The 23,748-nt window shown below is 71.1% G+C and carries 23 protein-coding genes, 1 tRNA gene and 1 other RNA gene; 9 read left to right on the plus strand and 16 right to left on the minus strand.

Going from position 1 to position 23,748, the window contains the following annotated elements:
* Positions 1-116 precede the first annotated feature (116 nt).
* Positions 117-671 (plus strand): hypothetical protein, encoded by a 555-nt coding sequence (locus ACYVAQ_RS04415; protein ID WP_460787257.1) that lies wholly within the window; start codon positions 117-119, stop codon positions 669-671.
* A gap of 63 nt (positions 672-734) precedes the next feature.
* On the opposite strand, the gene ACYVAQ_RS04420 is transcribed toward ACYVAQ_RS04415, so the two are convergent.
* The 4 genes from ACYVAQ_RS04420 to ACYVAQ_RS04435 all read right to left on the minus strand — a co-directional run bounded on the left by ACYVAQ_RS04420 (position 735) and on the right by ACYVAQ_RS04435 (position 4,998).
* Positions 735-1,775, minus strand: a complete 1,041-nt coding sequence (locus ACYVAQ_RS04420) for an aspartate-semialdehyde dehydrogenase (RefSeq protein WP_460787258.1) — start codon at positions 1,773-1,775, stop codon at positions 735-737.
* Between the two features lie 2 nt (positions 1,776-1,777).
* Positions 1,778-3,070, minus strand: a complete 1,293-nt coding sequence (locus tag ACYVAQ_RS04425) for an aspartate kinase (protein WP_460787259.1) — start codon at positions 3,068-3,070, stop codon at positions 1,778-1,780.
* A gap of 96 nt (positions 3,071-3,166) precedes the next feature.
* Positions 3,167-3,793: a response regulator gene (locus tag ACYVAQ_RS04430; RefSeq protein ID WP_460787260.1), complete on the minus strand. Its 627-nt coding sequence runs from the start codon at positions 3,791-3,793 to the stop codon at positions 3,167-3,169.
* The gene (locus tag ACYVAQ_RS04435; RefSeq protein ID WP_460787261.1) at positions 3,790-4,998 is read right to left on the minus strand and encodes a sensor histidine kinase; all 1,209 of its coding nucleotides are present in this window, start codon (positions 4,996-4,998) and stop codon (positions 3,790-3,792) included. Before ACYVAQ_RS04435 ends, ACYVAQ_RS04430 begins: the two co-directional genes overlap by 4 nt.
* A gap of 111 nt (positions 4,999-5,109) precedes the next feature.
* Here ACYVAQ_RS04435 and ACYVAQ_RS04440 point away from each other — a divergent pair, with 111 nt between their 5' ends.
* Together ACYVAQ_RS04440 and ACYVAQ_RS04445 are read left to right on the plus strand one after the other, a co-directional pair.
* Positions 5,110-6,063 (plus strand): SMP-30/gluconolactonase/LRE family protein, encoded by a 954-nt coding sequence (locus ACYVAQ_RS04440; RefSeq protein ID WP_460787262.1) that lies wholly within the window; start codon positions 5,110-5,112, stop codon positions 6,061-6,063.
* A gap of 131 nt (positions 6,064-6,194) precedes the next feature.
* Entirely contained in the window at positions 6,195-6,803 is a 609-nt protein-coding gene (locus tag ACYVAQ_RS04445) for an ankyrin repeat domain-containing protein (RefSeq protein WP_460787263.1), read from the plus strand.
* Positions 6,804-6,810: 7 nt separating this feature from the next.
* Here the strand turns inward: ACYVAQ_RS04445 and ACYVAQ_RS04450 are convergent, their stop codons facing one another.
* The 7 genes from ACYVAQ_RS04450 to ACYVAQ_RS04480 form a co-directional block, all read right to left on the minus strand.
* A complete protein-coding gene (locus ACYVAQ_RS04450) occupies positions 6,811-7,284 on the minus strand; it encodes a hypothetical protein (RefSeq protein WP_460787264.1) in 474 nt (157 codons plus the stop codon).
* A gap of 64 nt (positions 7,285-7,348) precedes the next feature.
* Positions 7,349-7,975, minus strand: coding sequence for a DUF5063 domain-containing protein (locus ACYVAQ_RS04455; RefSeq protein WP_460787265.1), 627 nt, complete (start codon positions 7,973-7,975; stop codon positions 7,349-7,351).
* Entirely contained in the window at positions 7,972-8,577 is a 606-nt protein-coding gene (gene recR / locus ACYVAQ_RS04460) for a recombination mediator RecR (protein ID WP_460787266.1), read from the minus strand. The genes ACYVAQ_RS04455 and recR overlap by 4 nt, the downstream gene beginning before the upstream one ends.
* 13 nt (positions 8,578-8,590) lie before the next feature.
* Complete coding sequence (locus ACYVAQ_RS04465) at positions 8,591-8,965, minus strand: YbaB/EbfC family nucleoid-associated protein (protein ID WP_460787267.1); 375 nt, start codon at positions 8,963-8,965, stop codon at positions 8,591-8,593.
* A 15-nt stretch (positions 8,966-8,980) separates the two neighbouring features.
* A complete protein-coding gene (locus tag ACYVAQ_RS04470; RefSeq protein WP_460787268.1) occupies positions 8,981-10,990 on the minus strand; it encodes a DNA polymerase III subunit gamma and tau in 2,010 nt (669 codons plus the stop codon).
* 34 nt (positions 10,991-11,024) lie between these two features.
* Positions 11,025-12,083, minus strand: coding sequence for a DUF2252 family protein (locus ACYVAQ_RS04475; RefSeq protein ID WP_460787269.1), 1,059 nt, complete (start codon positions 12,081-12,083; stop codon positions 11,025-11,027).
* Complete coding sequence (locus tag ACYVAQ_RS04480) at positions 12,080-13,252, minus strand: cation:proton antiporter (protein ID WP_460787270.1); 1,173 nt, start codon at positions 13,250-13,252, stop codon at positions 12,080-12,082. The genes ACYVAQ_RS04475 and ACYVAQ_RS04480 overlap by 4 nt, the downstream gene beginning before the upstream one ends.
* A 71-nt stretch (positions 13,253-13,323) precedes the next feature.
* Between ACYVAQ_RS04480 and ffs the strand changes: the two genes are divergently transcribed.
* Positions 13,324-13,414, plus strand: an RNA gene (gene ffs, locus ACYVAQ_RS04485) — signal recognition particle sRNA small type.
* Positions 13,415-13,520: 106 nt separating this feature from the next.
* Here the strand turns inward: ffs and ACYVAQ_RS04490 are convergent.
* Complete coding sequence (locus ACYVAQ_RS04490) at positions 13,521-14,072, minus strand: TetR family transcriptional regulator (protein ID WP_460787271.1); 552 nt, start codon at positions 14,070-14,072, stop codon at positions 13,521-13,523.
* Positions 14,073-14,136: 64 nt separating this feature from the next.
* Here ACYVAQ_RS04490 and ACYVAQ_RS04495 point away from each other — a divergent pair, with 64 nt between their 5' ends.
* Together ACYVAQ_RS04495 and ACYVAQ_RS04500 are read left to right on the plus strand one after the other, a co-directional pair.
* Entirely contained in the window at positions 14,137-15,060 is a 924-nt protein-coding gene (locus ACYVAQ_RS04495) for an SDR family oxidoreductase (RefSeq protein ID WP_460787272.1), read from the plus strand.
* Between the two features lie 40 nt (positions 15,061-15,100).
* Positions 15,101-15,185 (plus strand) — tRNA-Ser (locus ACYVAQ_RS04500).
* 195 nt (positions 15,186-15,380) lie between these two features.
* Here the strand turns inward: ACYVAQ_RS04500 and ACYVAQ_RS04505 are convergent.
* Both ACYVAQ_RS04505 and ACYVAQ_RS04510 read right to left on the minus strand, forming a co-directional pair.
* The gene (locus ACYVAQ_RS04505; RefSeq protein ID WP_460787273.1) at positions 15,381-16,097 is read right to left on the minus strand and encodes an NYN domain-containing protein; all 717 of its coding nucleotides are present in this window, start codon (positions 16,095-16,097) and stop codon (positions 15,381-15,383) included.
* Positions 16,098-16,122: 25 nt separating this feature from the next.
* Entirely contained in the window at positions 16,123-16,896 is a 774-nt protein-coding gene (locus tag ACYVAQ_RS04510; RefSeq protein ID WP_460787274.1) for a helix-turn-helix domain-containing protein, read from the minus strand.
* Positions 16,897-16,997: 101 nt separating this feature from the next.
* Here ACYVAQ_RS04510 and ACYVAQ_RS04515 point away from each other — a divergent pair, with 101 nt between their 5' ends.
* Positions 16,998-17,951, plus strand: coding sequence for a hypothetical protein (locus ACYVAQ_RS04515; RefSeq protein ID WP_460787275.1), 954 nt, complete (start codon positions 16,998-17,000; stop codon positions 17,949-17,951).
* Here ACYVAQ_RS04515 and mobF read toward each other — a convergent pair.
* Positions 17,875-21,489 (minus strand): MobF family relaxase, encoded by a 3,615-nt coding sequence (mobF, locus tag ACYVAQ_RS04520; protein ID WP_460787276.1) that lies wholly within the window; start codon positions 21,487-21,489, stop codon positions 17,875-17,877. The two genes, ACYVAQ_RS04515 and mobF, sit on opposite strands and share 77 nt — an antisense overlap.
* Positions 21,490-21,519: 30 nt before the next feature.
* Here mobF and ACYVAQ_RS04525 point away from each other — a divergent pair, with 30 nt between their 5' ends.
* Positions 21,520-21,741 (plus strand): helix-turn-helix domain-containing protein, encoded by a 222-nt coding sequence (locus tag ACYVAQ_RS04525; protein WP_460787277.1) that lies wholly within the window; start codon positions 21,520-21,522, stop codon positions 21,739-21,741.
* 47 nt (positions 21,742-21,788) lie between these two features.
* On the opposite strand, the gene ACYVAQ_RS04530 is transcribed toward ACYVAQ_RS04525, so the two are convergent.
* Positions 21,789-22,988: an IS110 family RNA-guided transposase gene (locus ACYVAQ_RS04530; protein WP_460787278.1), complete on the minus strand. Its 1,200-nt coding sequence runs from the start codon at positions 22,986-22,988 to the stop codon at positions 21,789-21,791.
* Positions 22,989-23,412: 424 nt separating this feature from the next.
* Here ACYVAQ_RS04530 and ACYVAQ_RS04535 point away from each other — a divergent pair, with 424 nt between their 5' ends.
* The gene (locus ACYVAQ_RS04535) at positions 23,413-23,748 is read left to right on the plus strand and encodes a ubiquitin family protein (protein ID WP_460787279.1); all 336 of its coding nucleotides are present in this window, start codon (positions 23,413-23,415) and stop codon (positions 23,746-23,748) included.

Below are 23,748 nucleotides of genomic sequence, written 5' to 3' on the forward strand. Positions count from 1 at the left end.
GTTTGGGCCGCTCCGGGGCGGGAACGACTCCCCCGTACGCCCGCCTCCTGTCGGGAGGCCCCCGCCCGGGCAAACCTGCCCGGCGCCGCGACCAGAGAGATCCGATGATGAAGAAGATGACCCAGCGCGTCGCGCTGAGCCTGGGTGCCGCGGCCGTCGTCGCCGCCGGCACCGCCACCGCCGCCCACGCCACCGCCGTGACCGGCTCGGTGAGCGACCCGGCCAACGACTACACGACCGACTACACCTACGGCGCGCCGCCGTCGACCATGCCCGCCAAGAGCATCGACCTCTACAAGACCACGATCCGGGTCTCCAGCACCCGGATCTACGGCACGGTCACCATCAGCCACATCTCCAGCAGCAGCGGCACCGTCGGAACCGGCGAGGACATGGAGTTCCGCATCTACAACGGCGCCGGCAGCCAGATCGGCTGGATCTCCAAGGCCGACTGGGGCACGTGGTACTCGGGCAACTCGGTGACGCGCACCAATTGCGGTACGCCGTCGGTCTCGACGAACCTCGACACCGACACCTGGTCCTTCAGCATCTCGAAGTCGTGCCTGCCGAGGGCGACGTACTACAAGGCCGCGACGTACATGGAGCTGAACTACCGGAACAACACCGTCGCCCGCGACCACACCGCGAAGACGACGTCCGCACACCTCTGACGGAGCACCCTCCGGACAAGCGAAACGCCCCGCACCACCAGGTGCGGGGCGTTTCGTGTGTCGTCAGCGGGACGCGGCGATCAGCTCGGCGATCTGGACCGTGTTGAGCGCGGCGCCCTTGCGCAGGTTGTCGTTGCTGATGAACATCGCCAGCCCGCGGTCGCCGTCCACGCCTTCGTCGGCGCGGATCCGGCCGACGTACGACGGGTCCTTGCCGGCCGCCTTGCGCGGGGTCGGGATCTCCTCGAGCTGGACGCCCGGGGCGTCGGCCAGCAGCTCGCGGGCCTTCTCCGGGGTGATCGGGGAGGCGAACTCGGCGTTCACCGCGAGCGAGTGGCCGCTGAAGACCGGCACCCGGACGCAGATGCCGGAGACCTTGAGGTCGGGGATGTCGAGGATCTTGCGGGACTCGTTGCGGAGCTTCTGCTCCTCGTCGGTCTCGTTGAGGCCGTCGTCGACGATCGAGCCGGCGAGCGGCAGGACGTTGTAGGCGATGGTCTCGACGTAGGGCGCGGGCTCGCCGAAGGGCACGGCCGAACCGTCGTACGCGAGCGGACGCGGGTCCTCGATGGCCTCGACGCTGGAGGCGAGGGCCTCGACGCCGGCGACGCCCGAGCCCGAGACGGCCTGGTACGTCGACACGACCAGGCGCTCCAGGCCCGCCGCGTCGTGCAGCACCTTGAGGATCGGCATGGCCGCCATGGTGGTGCAGTTCGGGTTCGCGATGATGCCGCGACCGGCCTCGATCACGCCGGCCATGGCGCCGGGGTTGACCTCGGAGACGACCAGCGGGATCTCCGGGTCCTTGCGGAACGCCGAGGAGTTGTCGACGACGATCACGCCGGCGTCGACGAAGCGCTGCGCCTGGGCGCGGGACGTGGTCGCACCGGCCGAGAACAGGGCGATGTCCAGCCCCGTGGGGTCCGCGGTGGCGACGTCCTCGACGATGACATCCTCGCCCTGGAACGGCAGCACCTTGCCGGCCGAGCGCGCGGACGCGAAGAAGCGCACCTGGTCGGCGGGGAAGTCGCGCTCCTCGAGGATCTGCCGCATGGCGACACCGACCTGGCCGGTGGCGCCGACGATGCCGATGTTCACGCCCATGGTCAGCGTCCCGTTCCGCCGTACACGACGGCCTCGATCTCGTCGGAGCCCAGGTTGAACGCGGCGTGCGCGGCGTTGACCGCCTCCTGGACCTGGCTCTCGGCCACCACGACCGAGACCCGGATCTCCGAGGTGGAGATCATCTGGATGTTCACGCCGGCCTCGGAGAGGGCCTCGAAGAAGCGGGCGCTGATGCCGGGGGCCGAGCTCATGCCGGCGCCGACGATGGAGACCTTGCCGACGCTGTCGTCGTACAGCAGGGCCTCGAAGCCCACGCTGGCCTTGAGCTTGTCCAGCGCCGTCATCGCGGTCTGGCCCTCGCCGCGCGGCAGCGTGAACGAAATGTCGGTGAGGTTCGTGGCGGCCGCCGAGACGTTCTGGACGATCATGTCCAGGTTGATGGCGGCGTCGGCGACGGCACGGAAGATCGCCGCGGCCTCGCCCGGCTTGTCCGGTACGCCGACGACGGTGATCTTCGCCTGGCTCCGGTCGTGGGCGACTCCGGTGATGATCGCGGATTCCATGGACTCCACAGCGTTCTCCTGTGTCTTGGCGAGATCTTCGGCCTTCACGACCCAGGTCCCCTCCTTCTCGGAGAAGGAGGACCGGACGTGGATCGGCATGTCGTAGCGGCGGGCGTACTCGACGCACCGCAGGTGCAGGATCTTGGCGCCCTGCGCGGCCATCTCCAGGGTCTCCTCGTAGGAGATCCGGGGCACCTTGCGGGCCGTGGGCTCGATCCGCGGGTCGGCGGTGAAGATGCCGTCGACGTCGGAGTAGATCTCGCAGACCTCGGCCTTGAGCGCGACGGCGAGCGCCACCGCGGTGGTGTCGGAACCGCCCCGGCCCAGCGTGGTGATGTCCTTGGTCGTCTGCGAGACGCCCTGGAAGCCGGCGACGATCGCGATCGCGCCCTCGGCCAGCGCCTGCTCGATCCGGCCCGGCGTGACGTCGATGATCTTCGCCTTGCCGTGCTCGGCGTCGGTGATCACGCCGGCCTGCGAGCCGGTGAACGACCGCGCCTCGTGACCCAGGTCGTGGATCGCCATGGCCAGCACGGCCATCGAGATCCGCTCGCCCGCGGTCAGCAGCATGTCCAGCTCGCGCGCGGGAGGCAGCGGGGAGACCTCGTTGGCCAGATCGATCAGCTCGTCGGTCGTGTCGCCCATCGCCGAGACCACGACCACCACCTGGTGGCCGAGCTTCTTGGTGTTGACGATGCGCTGCGCGACGCGCTTGACGCCGGCCGCGTCGGCGACCGACGAGCCGCCGTACTTCTGCACGACAATGCCCACGAGGGCTCACTCCTGGAGGTGCGGGGTCGGAATCCCGCTCATTCTACGGGCGGCACGCCACCCGATTTCCCGGCCGTCCAGGCGCGGACACCCGGCTCAGCGGCGGATGATCCGCCGCTCGATCGCGGCCGCCACCGCTCCGGCCCGGGTGTCGACGCCCAGCTTGGTGTAGATGTGCGAGAGGTGGGACTTGACCGTGGCCTCGGAGACGAACAGCTCGCGGGCCATCTCCTTGTTGCCCAGGCCGCGGCTGAGCAGCTCGAGGACCTCGACCTCGCGCTCGGTGACGGCCGTCGCGCCGGGGAGGGTACGCCGGACCAGCGTGGCGGCCACGCTCGGCGCGAGGACCGTCTCGCCGCGGGCGGTGGCGCGGATCCCGGCGTACAGCTCGGCGGGAGGGGCGTCCTTGAGCAGGTAGCCCCGCGCCCCGGCGTCCAGGGCGCGGAGGATGTCGGCCTCGGCGTCGTACGTCGTGAGGACCAGGACCTCGGGCGGCTCCGGGAGCGCGCGCACGGCGGCGGTGACCTCGGCCCCGCCGGGCCGGCTCTCGCCCAGGCTGAGGTCCATCAGCACCACGTCGGGCCGCTCGCGGGCGACCACGTCGAGCGCCGCGTCCATGCCGTCGGCCTCGGCCACCACGGTCAGGTCGTCCTGGCTGTCGACGAGGGCACGCAGGCCCGCGCGGACGACCGGGTGGTCGTCGACGAGCACGAGCCGGATCACCGGGCCTCCTCCGCGGGTGCGAGCGGGATGCGGACCGACACGGTCGTGCCGTCCCCGGGTGCACTCTCCACCGTCGCCGAGCCGCCGAGCTCCGCGACGCGCTGGGTGATGCCGGCCAGGCCGCGCCCGCGGGCGCCGTTCGGCCGCACCTTCGCCGGGTCGAATCCACGTCCGTCGTCGCGCACGTCGAGCAGCACCTCGTCACCGAGGTGGGTCAGCGTCACCGCGACCCGCCCGGCACCCGCGTGCTCGCGGACGTTCGCGAGCGCGCCACGGGCGGTGCGGACCAGCGCCGTCGCCACCTCGGGAGGTACGCCGGCGGGCGAGCCCTCCACGCGGACCTCGACCTGCCGGCCGGGGAGGGCCTGCGCGGCGGCACGGTGAAGCGCGGCGCCGAGCTCGGCACCGCTGTCGTCGGAGGCGAGGTCGGCGGGGGCCAGGTCGCGGACCACCCGGCGTACCTCGTCGAGGCCGTCACGGGCGGTCGCGGCCGCGGTCCGGACGTGCTCGCGCGCGGCGTCGGGGTGGGCGTCCCAGCCCTGCTCGGCGGCCTGCAGCAGCAGGTTGATGCTGGACAGGCCCTGGCCGACGGAGTCGTGGATCTCGCGGGAGAGCCGGGTGCGCTCGGCCAGCATCCCGGTCTGGTGCTGCTCCTCGGCGAGGTCGGCCTGGGCCTCCACGAGCCGGTCGAGCAGGTCCTGGCGGGCGCGCGACTCGCGGTCCAGCGCGCGGTAGGCGAGCACGGTCACGAGCGCGACCCCGATCGGCCCGGCCACCTGCACCGGGTCGAAGGCGTCCGTGATCCGCTGCCACGCCGCGGTGAGCAGGACCGTCATCGCGACCACCACGCCCACCGCCCACGGGAACGGCAGCACCCGCAGCACCGCGAACGCGACCGGCACCGCACACCAGGCGAAGGACGGCGCCGCGACCGTGAGTGCGGACCACACCGCCACCATCGCGAGCACCCAGGCCGTCGGCCACCACGAGCGGCCCGCGAGCAGGCCGCGGGTGGCGTAGGCGACCGCGAGCAGCGCGCCGCCCGCGAGCACGACAGCCCCGGCGAGCCCGAGCCCGTGCCGGTCGACGTACCGGACCCCGCAGGCGGCGACCAGGACGACGAGGACCACGAGCAGCCAGCGGTCCAGCGCCGTGGCGGGCGCGAGGATGCCGCGGACGCCATCTGGCCTGGTCGGGGAGGACATGATCGGTCAGCCTAGGGAGGTACGCCGGCGCCGGGCATCATCCCATCGGCTATCGAGCGGTGGCCGGCTGCCCGACGTCCCGTGCCCCGGTCCCGCCGCAGGCTGGAGGACATGAAGCCAACCAGCATCCTCGTCAACTCCCTCCTCCTCGCCTCCCTCGTCGGGGTCGCCGGCCAGGGCACCGCGTCGGCCGAGGCCGGCGGCCGGCCGTCGACGTACTCCCTCCGGGGCGACGCCTCGAAGTTCGAGGGCATCGGCGCCGACGAGCGGCGCGGCCTGTTCTACGTCAGCGAGGTCACCGGCGGCGAGATCCACCGCGGCTCGGTCGACTCCGCGCAGACCGAGCAGTGGATCGCCGGCAACGGCACCGACGGCCGCTACACCGCCCGCGGCATCACCGTGGACGCCGACGGGAACGTGTACGTCGCCGGCGGCCCGAACGGCATCGGCACCGGCCGCCCGGACCTCTGGGTCTACAGCAAGGGCGGCGCGCTGCTCGCCGCGCTGCGCGTGCCCGGCACCCCGGACGCGTTCCTCAACGACGTCGCGATCGGGCGGGACGGGGCGGCGTACTTCACGAACTCCAACGCCCCGCAGGTCTTCCGCGTCGCGCTCGAGGACGGAGCCTGGAGGGCGACGCTGTGGGCCGACGCCACCGGCATCATCCGGCGCGAGCCGGGCTTCAACCTGGGCGGCATCGTGCTCTCCGCCGACCGCACCGGCCTGGTCGTCGCGCAGGGCAACGTGGGCCGGATGTGGCGCTTCGACATGGCCACCGGCGCCGTCTCCGAGATCGCGACCGACACCGACCTGGTCAACGCCGACGGCCTGGTCCGCCAGGGCGACCGGCTCACCGTGGTGCGCAACTTCAGCAGGATGATCGCCACCCTGCGGGTCTCCGCCGACGGCAGCACGCTCGTCACCCTCGGCCAGCGGGCCAGCTCCCCCGACCGGGTCCTGACCACCGCCAAGACGCTGCACGGCCGGATCCTGTACGTCGACAGCAAGTTCGACGAGGCCGTCGCGTCGGGCCCGTTCGAGGTCGTCACCGACCCGACCCGATGAGGCGTCTCCTCCCGGCGCTGCTCCCGCTCGTGCTCCTCGTGGGCGCGTGCGGGAGCGCCCCCACGTGCGCGTCGCATCCCGTCCCGAACCCCGCCGCACCCGCCGACCGTCCGGAGAGGACCATCGAGCCCATGCCCACCCTCCCGCACCCCGACGCCGCGCTGCTGCGGGGCGCTGAGCACGGCGACGTCGAGCTCGTCCGCCACGCGCTGGAGTCCGGCGCCGACCTCGAGGCCCGCGGCGAGCACCGGCGCACCGCTCTGCTGCTGGCGGCCACCCACGACCGGGTGGACGTCGCGCAGGTCCTGGTCGCCGCCGGCGCGAGCGCCGACGCGCTGGACGACCGGCACGACACGCCCTGGCTCGTCACCGGGGTGACCGGCAGCGTCGCGATGCTCGAGGCCCTGCTGCCCGCGCACCCCGACCTGACGATCCGCAACCGGTTCGGCGGCCTCTCCCCGATCCCCGCGAGCGAGCGCGGCCACGTCGACTACGTGCGCCGCGTCGTGCTGACCGGCGTCGACATCGACCACGTCAACGACCTCGGGTGGACCGCGCTGCTGGAGGCGATCATCCTCGGTGACGGCGGCCGGGCCCACCAGCAGGTGGTGCGGATCCTGCTCGACGCCGGCGCGGACCCGAACATCGCCGACGGCCACGGCGTCACCCCGCTCCAGCACGCCGAGAGCCACGGGTACGCCGTGATCGCCGACCTGCTGCGAGCGGCCGGCGGTCGCTGATCCCGGCTCAGGCGTGGTGGTAGGCCACCAGCGCGCCGGTCGTGGTCTGGCACTTGGCCGGCTGGGCGTCGAGGACCTGGTCGGGGACGCCGTACTTCTTCAGCGCCCAGCACATGACGTCCTGGCCGCGGTCCCATCGGGTGATGATCTTCCAGACGCCGTCGACCTTCGCCCAGACCGGTCCGTAGTCGTCGCCGTACGACGCCAGGGTGCTCGCGAAGCCACGACTGTCGTAGCGCTCGACGTAGAAGTGCGAGCCCGGCACGCTGGCGTCGGTGGCGATGCGGTGGCCGTAGCGGGCCATCGCCCGGCGGAAGCCGAGACCGGTGCCGGCCAGGTAGTGGTTGGCGTCGGTCAGGTTCGCGATCGGGTGCGGGTTCGTCCAGATCATCAGCACACTGGGGCTCGCGCTCGCGCCCGCGGTGCCGAGGCCGACGAGGAGGAGCAGCGCTGCGGCGACGGCCGCCAACCGGGTGGTCATGCCGCCGACCCTAGGCCCGCCGCGCGCGTCTGTCAGTCCAATGCGCTCGCATCGACCAGAACCGTCAGTCGAGCGCCGCAGCGGCTTCGAGCTGCTCGTGCTCGTCGATCACGTCCACGTCGAGGCGGTCGTGGGCGACCACCATCAGCAGCGCGTTGAGCGCGGCGCCGGCGAGGTTGCCCCAGTTGTTGACGTAGGAGTACTGCCACCACCACAGCGCCTCGGCGACGTCGCCGTTGCGGTAGTGGCGCAGGCCGTTGTCGAGGTCGGCCGCGATGCTGGTGATGTCGTCGGAGAGCTGGCTCTCGACGACCTCCGGGTTGTAGGGGTCGAAGACGAAGCTGTAGGTGTCGAGATCGCCGAGCAGCTCGGCGAGCCGCATCCGCAGGCCGTCGAGGTCGGAGTCGGGGCCCACGTCGGGCTGGAACTCCTCGCGCGGCTCGAAGTCCGCGGTCGCGCCGAGGCGCGCACCGGTCAGCGAGATCTGGCTGATCTCGAGCAGCAGCAGCGACACCGCCTGGCCGCCGGGCGCCTGGCCGGCGATCAGCCGGACGCCGTCGACGAAGGTCGCCACGCTGGCCGCGATCTCGGTCGCGAACTGCACGTTCTCGGACTCGGCGGCGAGGAGCGCCTCGAGGGCGGCCTGGCCGGGGAGCTGGCCCCCATCGAGCTTGTCGAGATGCTCGGTCATTGTGCTGCCTGCCTTCCTACGAACGCCCGGCCGAGGGTGACCTCGTCGGCGTACTCCAGATCTCCACCCACCGGCAGTCCACTCGCCAAACGGGTCACGCGCAAGCCCAGGGGGCCCAGCATCCGGGTGAGGTACGTCGCCGTCGCCTCCCCCTCCAGGTTCGGGTCGGTCGCGAGGATGACCTCGTTGACCTCAGCACCGTTGCCGCTGCCGAGCCGGGTCAGCAGCTCACGGATGTGCAGCTGCTCGGGCCCGATCCCGTCGATCGGCGAGATCGCCCCGCCCAGCACGTGGTAGCGGCCGCGGAACTCACGGGTCCGCTCGATCGCCACGACGTCCTTGTACTCCTCGACCACGCACAGCACCGTCGGGTCGCGGCGCGGGTCGCGGCAGATCCGACACTGGTCGTCCTCGGCCACGTTGAAGCAGATCGAGCAGAACTTGACCTTGTCCTTGACCTCGATGAGGACCTCGGCGAGGCGTCGTACGTCGGCGGGGTCGGCCTGCAGCAGGTGGAACGCGATGCGCTGCGCACCCTTGGGACCGACGCCGGGGAGCCGACCGAGCTCGTCGATCAGGTCCTGGACGACGCCTTCATACATGGTCGCGTCTCGCTCAGAAGCCGAGCTGGCCGGGCATGCCCGGGATGGTGCGGCTGAGGCCGCCGGTGATCATGCCGATGCTCTCCTCCGAGGTCGCGTCGGCCTTGGCCTTCGCGTCGCGGAAGGCGGCGACCACCAGGTCGCCGAGGTCGGTCACGTCCTCGGCGTTCGCGCCGTCGAACTGACCGGGCTGGATCTGCACGGCCTTGAGGTCGCCGGTGCCGCTCACGGTCACGGTCACCGCACCCGCGGTGCCCTGGAACTCCGCATCGGCCAGCGCCTGCTGCGCCGTGGCGAGGTCCTCCTTCATCTGCTGGGCCTGCTGGAGCAGGGCGCCCATGTCGAAGCCGCCGGCTCCGCCGAGCGCGTCGAAGGGGTTGTTGGTCATCGGGTCACCTCATGCTCAGGAGTGGGGAATCTCTTCGATCATCGTGGCGCCGAGCTCGCGGGCCAGCAGGTCGGCGCCGGACTCCGCCTCGACGTCGGCGTCGTCGAGGCTGGCTGCCTCGTCCGGGTCGATCCGCGGCGCCTGCTCCTGGGCCTGGACCTCCTCGACCAGCGCGCGGCGGGCCTGCTCGGCACCGGAGGGCCGCTCGGGAGGCTCGGGCTCGGTCGCCCACGGCGGCGGCTCGGCGTCGGTCGCGGCCGGCGGGGCCTCCGGGGCGGCCGGGGCCCGCTGGGCGGGCGGGGCCGGCTCGGGCGGAGCCACCGGCCGGGTCACCTGGAACCCCCCACCGGGCGCGTTGGCGTTGGGGTCGGCGCCGGGGTCGACCACCGTCTCGATGCGGACGTCGGCACCGATCACGTCGATGACCAGCTGCCGCACGATGTCGGCCGAGCCGCCCTCGAAGCTGTTGCGGGCGCCCGCGTTGGTGAAGCCCAGGGTGATCGTGCCGTTGTCGAAGCCGACGACCTGGGAGTTCTGGCTGAGGTGGATCCAGGTCAGCCGGCGCGCGGACTTCGCCCGATCGATGACGTCGGGCCAGAGGCGGCGGATGTCGACCAGGGTCAGGCCGCCCGAGGATGCGGGGGCCGCGGGCTGGGCGGGAGCGACCGGCTCCGGCTCGCGCGGCGGCTGCTGCGCGACCTCCTCGGCCACCGGCGGTGCGGGGGGCACCGGGGGTGCCGGCGCCGGTGCCGCCGGCTGCTCCTGCCGCTCGGGAGCCGACCGCTGGACGGGCTCGGGCCGGTCCTGCGCCGGGACGGGCTCCGCTGCGGGAGCGGGAGCGGGCGTCGGCGTACCGCCGATGGAGACGCGGCGCTCGAGCCGGTCGATCCGGGCCATCACGCCCTCGGTGGTGTGGTCGGCGCCGGGCAGCAGGACGCGGGCGCAGATCAGCTCGAGCAGCAGCCGCGGGGCCGTGGCGCCGCGCATGTCGGTGAGACCGGTCGCGACCAGGTCGGCGGCGCGCACCAGGTCGGCGCGGCCGAACCGGCCGGCCTGCGCGACGAGCCGCTCCCCCTGGTCCTGGGCGACGTCGATGAGGCCCGTCGCAGGCGCGTCCGGCACCGCCGCCACGATCACGAGGTCACGCAGCCGGCGCAGCAGGTCCTCGGTGAAGCGGCGCGGGTCCTGGCCGGTCTCGACGACCTTGTCCACGACGCCGAAGACGGCCGCGCCGTCGCCCGCGGCGAACGCGTCGACCACGTCGTCGAGCAGGGTGTCGGGCGTGTAGCCGAGCAGCCCGCTCGCCAGCTGGTAGGTCACCCCGTCGGGTCCCGCGCCGCCGAGCAGCTGGTCGAGGACCGAGAGCGTGTCCCGCGCCGAGCCGGCGCCCGCGCGCACCACGAGCGGCAGCGCAGCGGGCTCGATCGCCACGCCCTCGCGCTCGCACAGCTCGGAGAGGTACGACGACAGCAGCCGCGGCGGGATCAGCCGGAACGGGTAGTGGTGCGTGCGCGACCGGATGGTCGGGATGACCTTCTCCGGCTCGGTCGTGGCGAAGATGAACCGCAGGTGCGGCGGCGGCTCCTCGACCAGCTTGAGCAGGGCGTTGAAGCCCTGCGTGGTGACCATGTGCGCCTCGTCGATGATGTAGACCTTGTAGCGGCTCTTCACCGGCGCGAAGAACGCCTTCTCGCGCAGGTCGCGGGCGTCGTCGACACCACCGTGCGAGGCTGCGTCGATCTCGATGACGTCGATCGAGCCCGGCCCGCCGCGCGCGAGGTCGCGGCACGACTCGCACTCGCCGCACGGGTCGGCGATCGGCGCCTTCTCGCAGTTCAGCGCCCGCGCGAGGATCCGGGCGGAGGTGGTCTTGCCGCACCCGCGAGGCCCGGAGAACAGGTAGGCGTGGTTGACCCGGTTGGCCGCCAATGCCGCCCGGAGCGGCTCGGTCACGTGCTCCTGCCCGATGACCTCGGCGAAGGTCTCGGGGCGGTAGCGGCGGTAGAGCGCGAGCGGGGCATCCATCGGCACAGACACTAGTCGGCCGCTCCGACTGTCCCTACCGGTAGTCGGTGAAGTCCTGCTCGAGGGCGTCGACCATCGCGTCGACGTACTTCCGGAACGTGCCGGGATCGAGCTCCCGGGCCTCGTCGCGGGCCACTCTGGAGGCGGTGGGGTCGACCGCGTGGACGGTTCCGGCCGCCTCCGCCATCGAGGTGAGCAGCGTCCGGCTGTCGTCGGCCCGCAGACCGGACAGCTCGATGCGGACGACGTCGGGGGCCAGGTCGCGGATGTGCCAGTCGCCGACGCGGGCGATCGCGCCCGGACCGCTGATCGCGCCCATGACCAGCAGGAACAGGGTCGGGTCCGGCGTGGGCATCGTGGACCCGAGCCGGGCCGCCCACACGGCTGTGCCCGGGCCGAGCTGCTTGGCCTCGCGGGCGTGGGTGGTGCCGTCGGCGGCATCCCCCACCCCGACCCGGCGCAGGTGCCCGAGCGACCCGGTGCCGGCCTCGCGGTCGTACCACTGCGGCGCCCAGCCGGGCTCGGCGATCCGCTCGGCCGCGGCCACCACCGGCGCGGGTACGTCGGTGACGGGCGTGCCGTTGCGCAGGTGCCGGTAGAACTTCTTCGGGTGCGCGAACTCGGGCACCAGCGCGCGCAGGTGCGCACCCCGCTTGCCGGTCAGCTTCACCGCCTTGCCCGGCCCGCTCCCGGCGTACGCCGCCAGCACGGTGTCGCTCACCGCCTTGTCACCCAGCGCGATCCGGGGAGCCAGCCGCGCGGAGACGGCGAGGCGCAGCGGGTCCAGCAGCCACGGGCCCCAGGACAGCTCGTCGAGGTCGTTGACGCCCCACCGGCGTACCTGCTCCTTGTCGCGCCAGGTGCCGAAGTTCTCGACGTGCAGGTCGCCGACGATCGGCACCCGTGCGGCGTCGAGCACCTCCGGCACGCGCTCCGCGACCCGCGCCAGCCACAGGTAGTAGGTGCCGCGCAGGAAGCGGAAGCGGTCGGCCCGCATCTCGGCGTGCTTGCGGGTCACCTCCGGTGTGAGGACCGGGATCTGGTCGGCGAGCCAGCGGTCGTAGTCGGTCGTCAATCGGCGGGCGCTGGTCATGGGGTTCCTCCGACCGGGTCGACGGGTTTCGGTACGTCGGCGACCAGGCCCGCCCGCGCCGCGAGCCCACCGCCGACGACCGCGAGGGCGATCGTCACGAGGGCGCCGAGCATCAGCGCGGACGGCTCCCCCGGCCGCAGCACGCCCAGCTGGCTGCCGACCGTCGCGGCCGCGACCGGGACGCCGAGCTGGGCGGCGGAGAGCAGGTCCAGCGAGGGCGGCTGCTTGAGCACGAGCGGCACCAGGTGGGCGAGGGCCGCGCCGACGCCGAGGGCGACGCCGAGCACGATCATCGACGGGTGGGCGCCGAGCTCGCGCAGGTTCAGCTCCGCGCCGAGCCACACGAAGAACACCGGGCCGAGGAAGCCCTCGGTGAGGGCGAACAGCTGCTTGGCCAGCCGACGCGGCTCACCCACCGCGGCGACCGCGAGGCCGAACGCGAAGCCGGCCAGCATGATCGAGACGTGGGTGCGCGTGGCGAGCGCCGCCAGCGAGAAGAGGATCGCGAGCTGGATGCGGAGCTCGGTGGCGAAGAGCCGGTCCTCGGAGACCTCGTGGACCCGGTCGCGCACCCCGGACCGCTCGAGCTTGAGCAGGACCACGAACACCACGGCCGCGGCGGCGATGACGAGGGCGGCGCCGCCGGCCGCCCGCAGCGCGTGGGACGGGTCGATCGCCAGCGGCAGCGCCACGATGCAGGCGGTGTCGGCGATCGCGACCTGCGGCAGCAGCCCGATCACCCGCGGGCCGCCCAGGCCGAGCGAGTCGACGATCGGCAGCACGAGCGCCGCCGAGGACGAGGTGAGGAGGACGGCGTACAGGGGGCCGTGGTGGATGCCGGAGACCATGGCGATGCCGACCCCGAGCGCCACGGCGACCGCCGCCACCGCCAGTGCACGGACCAGACCGCCCTTCAGCGCGGGCCGGATCGCCGGGTCGCGGACCGGCACGTGGGTGCCGGCCACGAACATCACCAGCGCGAAGCCGATGTCGGCGAGGAAGGAGAAGGTCTCGTTGCCGGCGTCGAGGTAGCCGAAGCCGGTGCGGCCGAGGACGACCCCCGCGACCAGCTCGCCGAGGACGACGGGGAGGTGCCAGCCCCGCGGGTAGGCCAGGAGGGGCCCGAGCAGTGCTGCCGCGCCGATGACCGCGAGCTCGACGAACGTCACGGGCGCATTCTGCTCCTCAGGAGGGGCGGCCGGGTTGGGGCGCGCCCCACCCGTTCGTCTATCGTTGTCACAACCCCCCGTGCGGCGACATCTTGCCGAACTCCCCCAGGGCCGGAAGGCAGCAAGGGTAAGCGAGCTCTGTCGGGTGTGCGGGGGGCCTTTTCATGCCGCCGCGGCTGAGCCTGCGAAGCCGCGGACCACGGCAGGAGGTCGAGTAGCCGCGCGGGAGCGAGCCTGCGAGCACCCGCGTCCGGCGTATCGAGACCCGCTACTCCAGGACGGTGCGCAGCTCCGCGTGGACGGACCGCAGGGTCGCCGGCAGGTCCCCCGGTACGTCGGCAGCGACCCACTGCCCGAAGGCGACCTTGAACACCGCGACCGCGCCCTCCGCGGCGAGCGCCGCCCGGAGCGGGTCGGTGCCGCGCCGCACCAGCGCGGCCGCGGCCGCACCGCTGAGCGCGTGGAGCTTGAGCAGCTCGCGCTCCTGCAGCGCCGGGTGCGCCGCGATGACGGCGTTGCGCCGCCGCGCGAAGCCCGGGTCGATCTCCTCGACCGCGACCGCCAGGCCTTCCACCGCGGCGTCGAGCGGCGACAGGACGGGCTCGGCGGCGGCGATGGCGTCGGTCATCCGCGCCTCCAGCTGACCTCCGGCGAAGAGGACCTCGCGCTTGTCGGCGAAGTAGCGGAAGAAGGTCCGCTCGGTGACGCCCGCACGGTCGGCGATCTCGGCCACCGTCGTGCGGTCGAACCCGTGCTCGGCGTACAGGTCCAAGGCGGCGTCCACCAGCCGACCCTCCGCCCCCGGCGTCCACCGTCCCATGGGCGGCAGCCTAGGCCATGACAGTCACTGACATGAACTGCTACGGTTGATGTCAGTAACTGACATGAAGGAGATCCCGATGCACCTCTTCCTCACCGGCGCCTCCGGCTGGATCGGCTCGGCCGTCACCGACGAGCTGCTCGCCCACGGCCACGCGGTCACCGGCCTCGCCCGGTCCGACGCTTCGGCCCACGCCCTCGAGGCCAAGGGCGCCGCCGTCGTCCGGGGGTCGCTCACCGACCTCGACACGGTCCGCGCGGCCGCGACTGCCTCCGACGGCGTCATCCACCTCGGCTTCGTCCACGACTTCGCGAACTTCGCCGAGTCCGGCCGGATCGAGCGGGCCGTCGTCCAGGCACTCGGCGAGACGCTCGCCGGATCCGACCGCCCGCTGGCGCTGGCGTCCGGCGTCGCCACCCCGATGGGGCGCCCGCTGACCGAGGACGACGCCACGACGAACGTCGGCCCCGACGCACCCCGCGGCGGCAGCGAGGCGCTCGCCCTCGACTTCGCGGAGCGTGGTGTCCGCTCGATCGCACTGCGCTTCGCACCGACCGTCCACGGCCCGGGCGACCAGGGCTTCTCCGCGACGATCGCAGCCGTCGCGCGCCGCACCGGCGTGAGTGGCTACATCGGCGACGGCACCAACCGCTGGCCGGCGGTCCACCGCACCGATGCGGCCCGGCTGGTCCGCCTCGCCGTCGAGTCGGCCGAGCCCGGCACCCGGGTGCACGTCGCCGCCGAGGAGGGCGTCCCGATCAAGGAGATGGCCGAGGCGCACGCCGCCGTGCTCGATCTCCCGGTCGCGTCGATCGATCCGGCCGACGCCGCGGACCACTTCGGGTGGATCGCGATATTCCTCGGCGCCGACGTACCGGCCTCCAACGCGCTCACCCGCGCGCGCTTCGGCTGGGAGCCCACCGGGGCGACGCTGCTCGAGGACATCCGGGCCGGGGTGTACGCCGAGGCCGCTCCCCACAGCGCCTGAGGATTTCAGCGGCCGGTGGGCGACCGGTAACCTCCTCCACGGATCTGTCGCCTAGTGGCCTATGGCGCTCGCTTGGAAAGCGGGTTGGGTGCAAGCCCTCGGGGGTTCGAATCCCCCCAGATCCGCCGCAAGAAAACCGCCTCTGACCAGCAGAAATGTCAGTCAGAGGCGGCTTCTTTTTTGGCCGCGTGCCAGATACGTGCCAGATGAGCGACTCTGAACGGCCGCGCGAAGGCGTTCCCGCGCACTGTCTGCGACCGAAATACGGCGTGTCGTGTGTCGCCGCGCTAGGCTGAGGACACACCCCCAGTCAGCTTCGGCTACTGGTTAGAAGGCTCCGCTTCGGCGGGGCCTTCGGAACTTTTCGCCCACAGCGCGGGACGGCGGATGGTTCCGGTCCCATCGCGCAGCTCGTCGGGCAACTGGGATGCCTCCAGGTCTGCATGGGTGATTTGTCGGTGCCATACGGGGTTCGTCTGCTTGAGCTCGTTGCTCGCACGCTTCGGTTGCATCGGAGACAGCAGGCCCACGTGCTGGCCCAACTCCTCCTGCACGAGACGCAGCGGCATCACCAGGTCGGAGTCGTTGGTACACGCGACGTAGACGTCGCACGCCCCCTTCATGGCGTCGATGAGCAGGCGGCTCGCCAGCGCGACGTCGGAGCCCTTCTCCTCGGTCTTCTTGACCCTCACCTGCACTGGGTTTCCCGAGCCGTCGTACTCGGTCGGATGGAGCGGCATGATCCGGGGATCGATGCGGAACTTGCCCATGAAGATCTCAACGCGGGGCAGTGTTCGCAGCGCGCGGAGGTATGCCTGCTGCCGCTGTGGCGAGCGGGGATCCTTGCCCGGTAGGGCCTTGATCACCGCGGTGAAGTAGGAGACCCGGACGACGTCGTAGTCGGGGAGCACCCGGTCCATCAGCGCCTCGAGATCGAGCCACTTGTGCTCCGGATGCCCGGCGAGGAGCCGACGATAGAGATTGAAGCCGTCGACGTAGACCGACGCCTTCGGCCGCGAGTTCGCCGGACTGACCATCAGCCGATCCTCGCAGAAGTCCGGCTCACGGATCTGGTGGCGAGGAGCGGCCCTCGGCGATCTTGCGCTCGATCGCCTTGATCCGCCGGCGCCTGCGGTAGGCGTCGAGCGGAGCCTGATCGGCGCCGGCCAGCTGTTCTCGTCTGTCTGCAAGCACCTTGGCGATGGCCTCGTAGGGGACGCCGAGGTCGACCATGCGCTGGACCGCGCGCAGACGGGAGGCGCGGCCGACGTACCGGTGCTCTTCACCCAGCACGGTCCGCAGTCCGTCGATCAGGAGCTTGTCGTCGCCGCCGTTGAGGGTGTCCCAGATCAGTGGGGTCCAGGCCTCGCGGATGGCGTCGTGGAGGTGGGGTGCGATGTCCGGCCACACGTCGACGAGCAGGACACCGTCCAGGTGCGCGAGCAGCTCCTCGGGAGTCCCGTGCTCGAGGAGCGCGACGTAGGCCCCGGTCCGCTCGGCGCGACTCGCCATCAGCCCGTTCTTCTTGCGCGTGCGCCTCATGCCGGGGATCGAGGTGAACGCTTCGACGGGCGAGAGCCGCCAGAGCCGGTCGGGCACGAAGAAGATTCGGTCACCAACGCCGAGGTCGTGGTCGGTGAAGGTGATCCTGGGAACCGCGTCGAGCTCGTAACCGAGCGCGTGCAGGATCCTGTCCGCGACGGCGAGGGTCGGGGACTTCACACCGCGCTCGTACGCCGAGAGCGTGGCTTGGCTGGTGCCGGCGCGGCGCGCCAGAGCCTCCTGCGTCAACCCACTGGCTGCGCGGACAGCGGCGAGCAGCTCGCGCCCCTCCACCCACGAAAACATACGCCTTCGGCTCTGCCACGCCGCGTGTCTGAGCGACGCCTGCGCACCTGAGGGACGGAAGTACCGCTCCTGTCGCGAAAGAGGTCGTCATGTCCGTTGCAGAGTGCTTGGGTCTGGCCGATCCGGAGTCGGCCATGCTGATGGCTGCCCGCGCCGCATGGCCACGTTGGTGCAGCGCCGATCGTGACCTGGCTGTCGTCCCCGATCTGATCGAGCTTCCTCGATGGACCTCGGCGGCCTCAAGGTCTGCGGCGAACCAGGTCCTCGGGGCGCTGGCTTCGCTGACGGCCACACAGCCAGCAGCGGTGACCGCGCTGGCATGGGTGCTCCTGCCAGGTGCGGAGAAGGTCGCCCGGAAGCTGGCCGATCTCCACTCCGACATGGATGGGCTGGTGGCGGGGCAGCTCTGGATCGAGGCGTCGCAGGCGCATCGACTCAGGACGGAGAAGACGGCTGCGACGATCCTCGCTCTGGTCCGTCGGGAGGTCTCCGCCGACGTCGGAGTGGGTGATCTCGCTGAGCGTCGTGACCGAACGATGACGCGCGCCACGGAAAGTACCGACGCCTTGGAGCAGTTGCCGATGATCGAGCCACTGGTCGACGCGGGCCCGGTGGTCGTCGAGCTGTTCCGCTCCGCGTATCGGGCGTACGCGATCAGCGGGTTCGACTATTGGTTGCTGTGGATCTTGGCCGAGGAGGCTGACCGTCAGGACGCGGCAGCGCACCGAGGGCGGATGGGCCTGACCTCTCCTAGTGTGGTCGAGGTCGTGGCCCGTGACGCCGCGTTGTCGGCACGCTCGCTGCGCACCCACGCGGCGAAGGCGATCGACCGGCTCCGGGCGTTCGCCGAGGCGCGGGAGGATCCGGCCAGGTTCGCGGAATGGACGGCACAGCATCCGCAGCCTGTGCTCTCGGTGCGGGAGGAGCGGGAGCTGGCGATCCGTGAATGGGAGTTTGACGAGTTCGTCAAAGCCCGAAGGACCGCTCCACTCGAGGTCCTGCTGGGCGACTGGGCTCGGGCAACGGTGCAGCGTCGCGCTTGACCAGCGCGTGCACCCGGTAGGCGAGCGCCTCGACCTTGTGGTCCTCTGGCAGTGGGCGACGCAGGTGCGCGGCCCGGTGGAGTACCTGCGTCGCGTTGACTCCTTTGTGCTCGAGGCGGTCGAGCTCGCGCGCCAGCCCGAGGGTGTGCTGATCGCGGTGGTCGGGGTTGTCGATCGCTTCTGCGATGGCGGTCTCCCAGCGGCGCACCCGGGGTGGATAGCGGTCGTCGACCTGGCGTTGCAGATGGCGCGCGTAGCGGTCGGCGGCAAGGTCGTGGACGCGCGGCCCGAGGAGGCCCGGATCGTCGGCAGGTACGCCGTTCGCGGCCCGCCAGACGGCGATGTCCTCGCGAAGCTGGTTCGTGAGGACCTCGGCGTACCGATCGAGCACGGGTGGCGGCTCGTTCTCTCGCAGACGCTCGGCCAGCTGGCGGACGCGTTCTGCCCGTGCCGTGAGGTAGGTGCTCCAGGTCAGGTTTGCGCGAAGCTCGGCCGGGATCCCGGCGAGCCAGGGCAGTGGTCCGGGACCGGCGGCTTCGAACGCGTCGTCCGCGGCAGCGCCGAGGGCCTTGGTGGCAGCGAGCTCCAACGAGCCCGAGTATCTGCGGACGGCGTCGTGCAGTTGGACCGCGGGGTCGGTGTGGTTGTCACGTTCCGTGGTGGCGGAGACGGCGGCGCCGTCGCGGTGAATGATCCGCTCGAGGGTCTCGATGGCGGTGAGCTGCTCGGCGATGCCCGGGAGAAACTGCTCCTCGTCCTTGGTCTCGGCTGGGTCGGTGATGAGGTGCAGATGGTTCTCGGCGCGGCCCCGGGTGAGCATCGTGTACAGAAGTTGTCGGTCCTCTGCGCCCGTCAGGATGCCGTGCATGACGTCGGCCGTATGGCCTTGGGCGGTGTGAACAGTGCTGGCGTAGCCGAGCTCGACATGGGCTGCGACGTACTCACCGGGAAGCAAGACCCTCAGACCTGAACGGGCGTGGCGAGCCCGAAGACTTCCGTCAGAGCCAACCCGGGTGATGATCCAGCGGTCCCCGTTCTTGACCCAGTCTGTGGGACTGACGCCGAGGCGGCGGTCGTTGCGTCGGGTCAGGATGATGTCGCCGGCCGACGCACGGTTGCCGTCAGAGAGCGTGACGTCAAGGCCATCCGCCGTGCCGTCCAGTCTTGCTTGACGGGCTGCGCGGTTGAGCCGACCGACGAGGTCGCGGGTCGGTGCCAGCATCAGGCAGTCCCTGCCGGCTGCTCGCTCGGCCTGCCAGGCAGCCAGGACATCGACCAGGCAGGCGGCCTCGTCGCCGGGGTGGATGCGGTCGTGGTCCAGGTAGAACCCGAGCGGCGCCGTGTCACCTGCGCGCAGGTCCATCGTCGCCTTCGCTTCGGCGAAGTCGGTGAACCGGACGACCTCGTCCAGCCGCTGGGCGCCATGGGTGGTGGCGATGTCGCGGAGTACGCCGCCCGCGCCGACTGAGGCGAGTTGCTGGTCGTCACCGATCAACCGCACCAGCGCTCCCTGCTCGACACAGAAGACGACGATCCGGTCCAGCCTGGGTGTGTCGGCCATCCCCGCCTCGTCGATCACGACCATCGTCCCCGCACGGATGCTTGCGGGCGGGTGGCCGGTGCTGATGAGGTGGTCGAGCTTGGCCAGCGTCTCGGTCGGCATCCCGGTCGCCTCACGCAGGACCGCGGCGGCCGCGGCGGAAGGGGCGAACCCGACCACGTCGTGACCCAGGCTGGTCCAGGTCTCCTTGAGAACCTTGGTGGCGGTCGTCTTTCCTGACCCGGCTGGCGCTAGGGCGAGGGTGACCTGGCGAGGGTCGGTGGCCAGCGCCGACACCAGGTCATGCTGACCGTCGTTGAGGGTGATGTCGGTGGTGGCTTCGGCGCCCATGACGGCCAGCTCGACATCGATGCGGTCCAGGCCGAGATTGGCCTCGCGACCAGCGGCGGCGACGATGCGCTGCTCGGCGGCGAGGATGGCTTCGGTGGTGAAGTGGTCCGCGCCGGTATGGCGGAACACGCTGGTGCCGTCGCTGCGCCGCAACACTGCTGGTTCGGCGATGGAGTCGAACTCGGGGGTCAGGTTGATCGTCCGGGCCGTGACCTCGTCGGCGAGCAGCCTCACCAGCACTGGGACGTGCTCAGGCGAGACCTCGACGCGCCGGACCTCGCGCTGCACCTCTGCGTACAGGTGCCAGGACTGCCAGGTCGCACGGTGCGACTCGAGTTCGGCGATCACCCCGGTCGCTGTCTCATCGATCCACTCGGCGGTCGGCCGCGGCAACGGCGTGCGCTGGAGAATCGGGTGGGTAGCGTCGAAGACCATCAGCTCCAGGCCGCGCACGCCGAGCTCCTGCTCGGCCTGGGCCCGCCAGGCCGAGCGCTGCTCGTGCTCGGATCGCGGCTCGTGCTTGGCCTCTCGCGTCTCCAGGTTGGCGCGCTGCGCGAGCGCCATCGACTCCTTGCTGGTGGGCGGTCGCCCGTGCTCGTGAGTGAATACCTCGGCCAGGTCGGCCAGCCGGACCTCGATGTCGCCGCGCCGTCGCGACCACAGCCTGATCAAGGCAGGGTCGACGCCGTCGACCTCCCTGACCGGCCGCTTCCCTTCAGCGCGGGGGACGTCGATGAACCGGACGCCGAGCTTGTCCTGGAGGTGCTTCTCCAGAGCGGAGTTGTAGGCCTCGGAGGTCGCCACAACATGGCGGTGCAGGACCGTGCCGTAAATCGACAGCCACCTGCCCTGATGGGTCTGGACCTTGTTCGCCACCGCGACGTGGGTGTGCAGATCGGGGTCGCCGGCCCGGGAGTCACGGTGGGTGAACGCGGCAGCGATCAGGCCACGGGTCTCGACCTGCCGCCCGCCACCGCTGCCCTCCCGCGTGAACAGGCCGTGGCTCTCCAAGAACACGAGCGCATCGGCGACGGCGGCGTCGTGCGACGCCAGGATCACCGCCGCGACCTCCGGCGGCGCTACCGCCCACAAGGCTGAGACCGACTTCACCGGGGAGAAGGTCAGGTCGAAACCGGCGACCGATTTCTTGCCGTACGGCCGTCCGAGCGCTGCACCGGTGATCGGGTCGCAGCCGTCGCCGAACAGGTTCTTCATCTGCTCCGCAGTCACGAAATGACCGGCCTCGATGCCCTTGATCCCTGCCAGACCGGCACCGGTCCAGCGCCCGGGGGCCTCGCCCTTGAGCGCGTAGTAGTCCGCGAGCGGGAGGTTCCCGAGTTCGGTGGAGTCGTGGGCCGCCACCTGCTCGGTCAGGTACGCATAGCCCGACCCCGCGGCGAGTTTCTTCAACGACATCGTCACATCCCTCAGGGCCGAGAACTCGCCCCGAGTGGCCACCCAAGTTGGCCCGTGAAAGAGGTGTGTCTGTGGAAGTGAGGGATGAGTCGCGAGGAGAAGGTGGACAGTGAGGCTTGTGAAGGCGGTGGTGGCCAGGGCTGACGGGGAGGTGAGGAGAAGAGAAGGGACTCGAAAGATGGGTGGCCACTCGCGGACAGATCTCGGCCATGAATGGATGAGGGCGACCACGAGGGCCGCCGCCTACCCAGGAGCGTCCACATGCCCGTCACCACAACGACCCAGCAGACCGTCGTACGCCGACTCGTGTCCCTGACTGAGGCCGCCGAGATCCTCGGACTCTCGGTCAAAACGGTCCGCCGCTACATCGCCGCCGGCGATCTCGACGCCGTCCGACTCGGGCGCCGTGTCATCCGGATCAAGGCCGAGTCTCTGGACCGACTGATCGACGCCCACCCCGTCAATACCTGGCGTCACTACTGACCGCAGGTGCACCGATGGGGGCAGAGCTTTCCGGCTCCCCTCTGTTGTCAACCGGCGCTTCGAAGGGCCCGAGCCGGTTGGCCCTTTCGAGGTCGCGACAGGGCGGCGTAGCGTCGGTCTCGCGGGTCCGGGAGTGGCTGATCCGAAGTGTCGATGTGCGGGGGCAGGTCGACCGCGCTGGATTCTTGAGACGCCCCGCATTGCCCTCCCGGGTCCGCCCCATCGATTCGTGCCGCGTCGGCGACGAGCTGTTTGTAGATGACGTCGGAGATGCGTCGTTTGAGGCAGCGCAGCGCCTCTTGCGGCTTCTTGCCGGCTGCTCGCTTGCGCCGGTAGTAGGCACGGCCCTCGGTGTCGAGACGCAGCTGGGTGACCGCAGCGATGTGGATCATGTGGTTGACCCGCCTGTTCCCGGCTCGCGAGAGGCGGTGGCGGTTCTGCTCACCCGAGGAGGCGTCCAGCGGCGCGGTCCCGGTCCAGGACGCGAAGCGGTTGCGGTCAGCGAACCGGGCAACGTCGCCGACGTCGGCCAGGATCCTGGCGGCCACGACGGCGCCGATGCCGTGGATGTCCATCAGCCGCGACTCGCGGGTCAGGACCATCGCCTTGAGTTCGGCGGTGGCCTTCTTGATCTTCGTTTCGACCGCGATCAGCTCGGTGAGCTCTTCTGCGGCGATGCGTCGGCGGGTCTTTCCGGCGATGTCTCTCGGACGGACGGTGGCCAGCATGGCCTTGGCCTGACCGGTGGTGATGTCGCGTTTCGCCTGCCCAGGCAGGAGTTCTGCGAGCAACGCCTGGAGCCGGCACACGGTCTGAACCCGACGTCGTGTGAGCGCTTCGCGTCGGTCGGCCAGCATCCGCATTGCCTCGAGTTCGCCGTCGACCTTCAGTACCCGCAGGTTCGTCGTGCGCACCGCTACGACGGCGACCGCGTGCGCGTCGTGGGCGTCGGTCTTGCGGTTGTGGCCGGTGTCGAAGAGCCGGGCCCGGGCGGCGAGCTTGGCTGGTACGTCCACGACGTGCTCGCCGGCTTCGAGGAGGCGCTGAGCGAGTGGACGCCCGGCACCGTTGGCTCCCTCGACTGCCCAGACGCGATCCGGCCAGGCCTTGGCGTAGGCACGCATCGCTGCGTAGCCGGACTGATCGGTGGTGAATCGGCCAGATCCCAGGAGTTGCTCCTGCTGGTCGACGACTTCGATCGTCGCGGACAGCTTGTGGGGATCGACCCCGATGACGACCTGTTCCATGTGCTGCTCCCTGCGCTCGTTCCGGTTGGGACGGCGAGGTGGGCATTGCTACTACGAGCTGGGCAGTCCCCTCTTGAGCCACGCCTCGTCAGCGGTGCCCGGGGGGCTGCAAACCGGATTCGAGCCACACCCGCACGGGCGGGTGGGCAGCCCAAAAGAGAGCGAACCCACCGGACACCTGGACCGAGTCTGGCCGGACGCCGGTCCTACGGGAATCCTCTAGTAGCCCAGAGTGACGCGGCTCCCAGAGCGGCGCATTCAAATTTCGGTCGGACCGTCGAATCCACGTCCTTCCAAACCGGCGTCCAGCATCGTTCGCCGACGCCCCGGGCGGAACGCAAAAGGATTCTTGCCGCGGACCCTTTCACGGTGCTCTCGACCGTCGTCTACAGGTCAAACGGGCACGAACAGAAAGGAGCCCATCGTGAGTACTCACACCGAGAGCACCGCGCAGTCCAAGCCGCACCCCGGCAACGACCACCCCTTCAAGGTCACGGTCCGGTCGCTGGCCGGCCAGTCCGACGACGTCACGGTCAAGCCGTCCGACACGATCGCCAAGGTCCGGGACAACGCGGTCAGGCTCTTCGTCTCCAAGCAGTGGCTGACCGCTGGCGACTACTCGCTGACCCTGCCCCGCATCTCGGGTAACGAGCTCGATCCGACCGCGACCTTCGGAGACCTCGGGATCGTCGACGGCGACGTTCTGGTGTTGATCAACCGCAAGCCCCAGGTCGACGGCTCCAGCGACCTCGGCCTGTAG

It is taken from the genome of Nocardioides maradonensis (genome assembly GCF_054777115.1).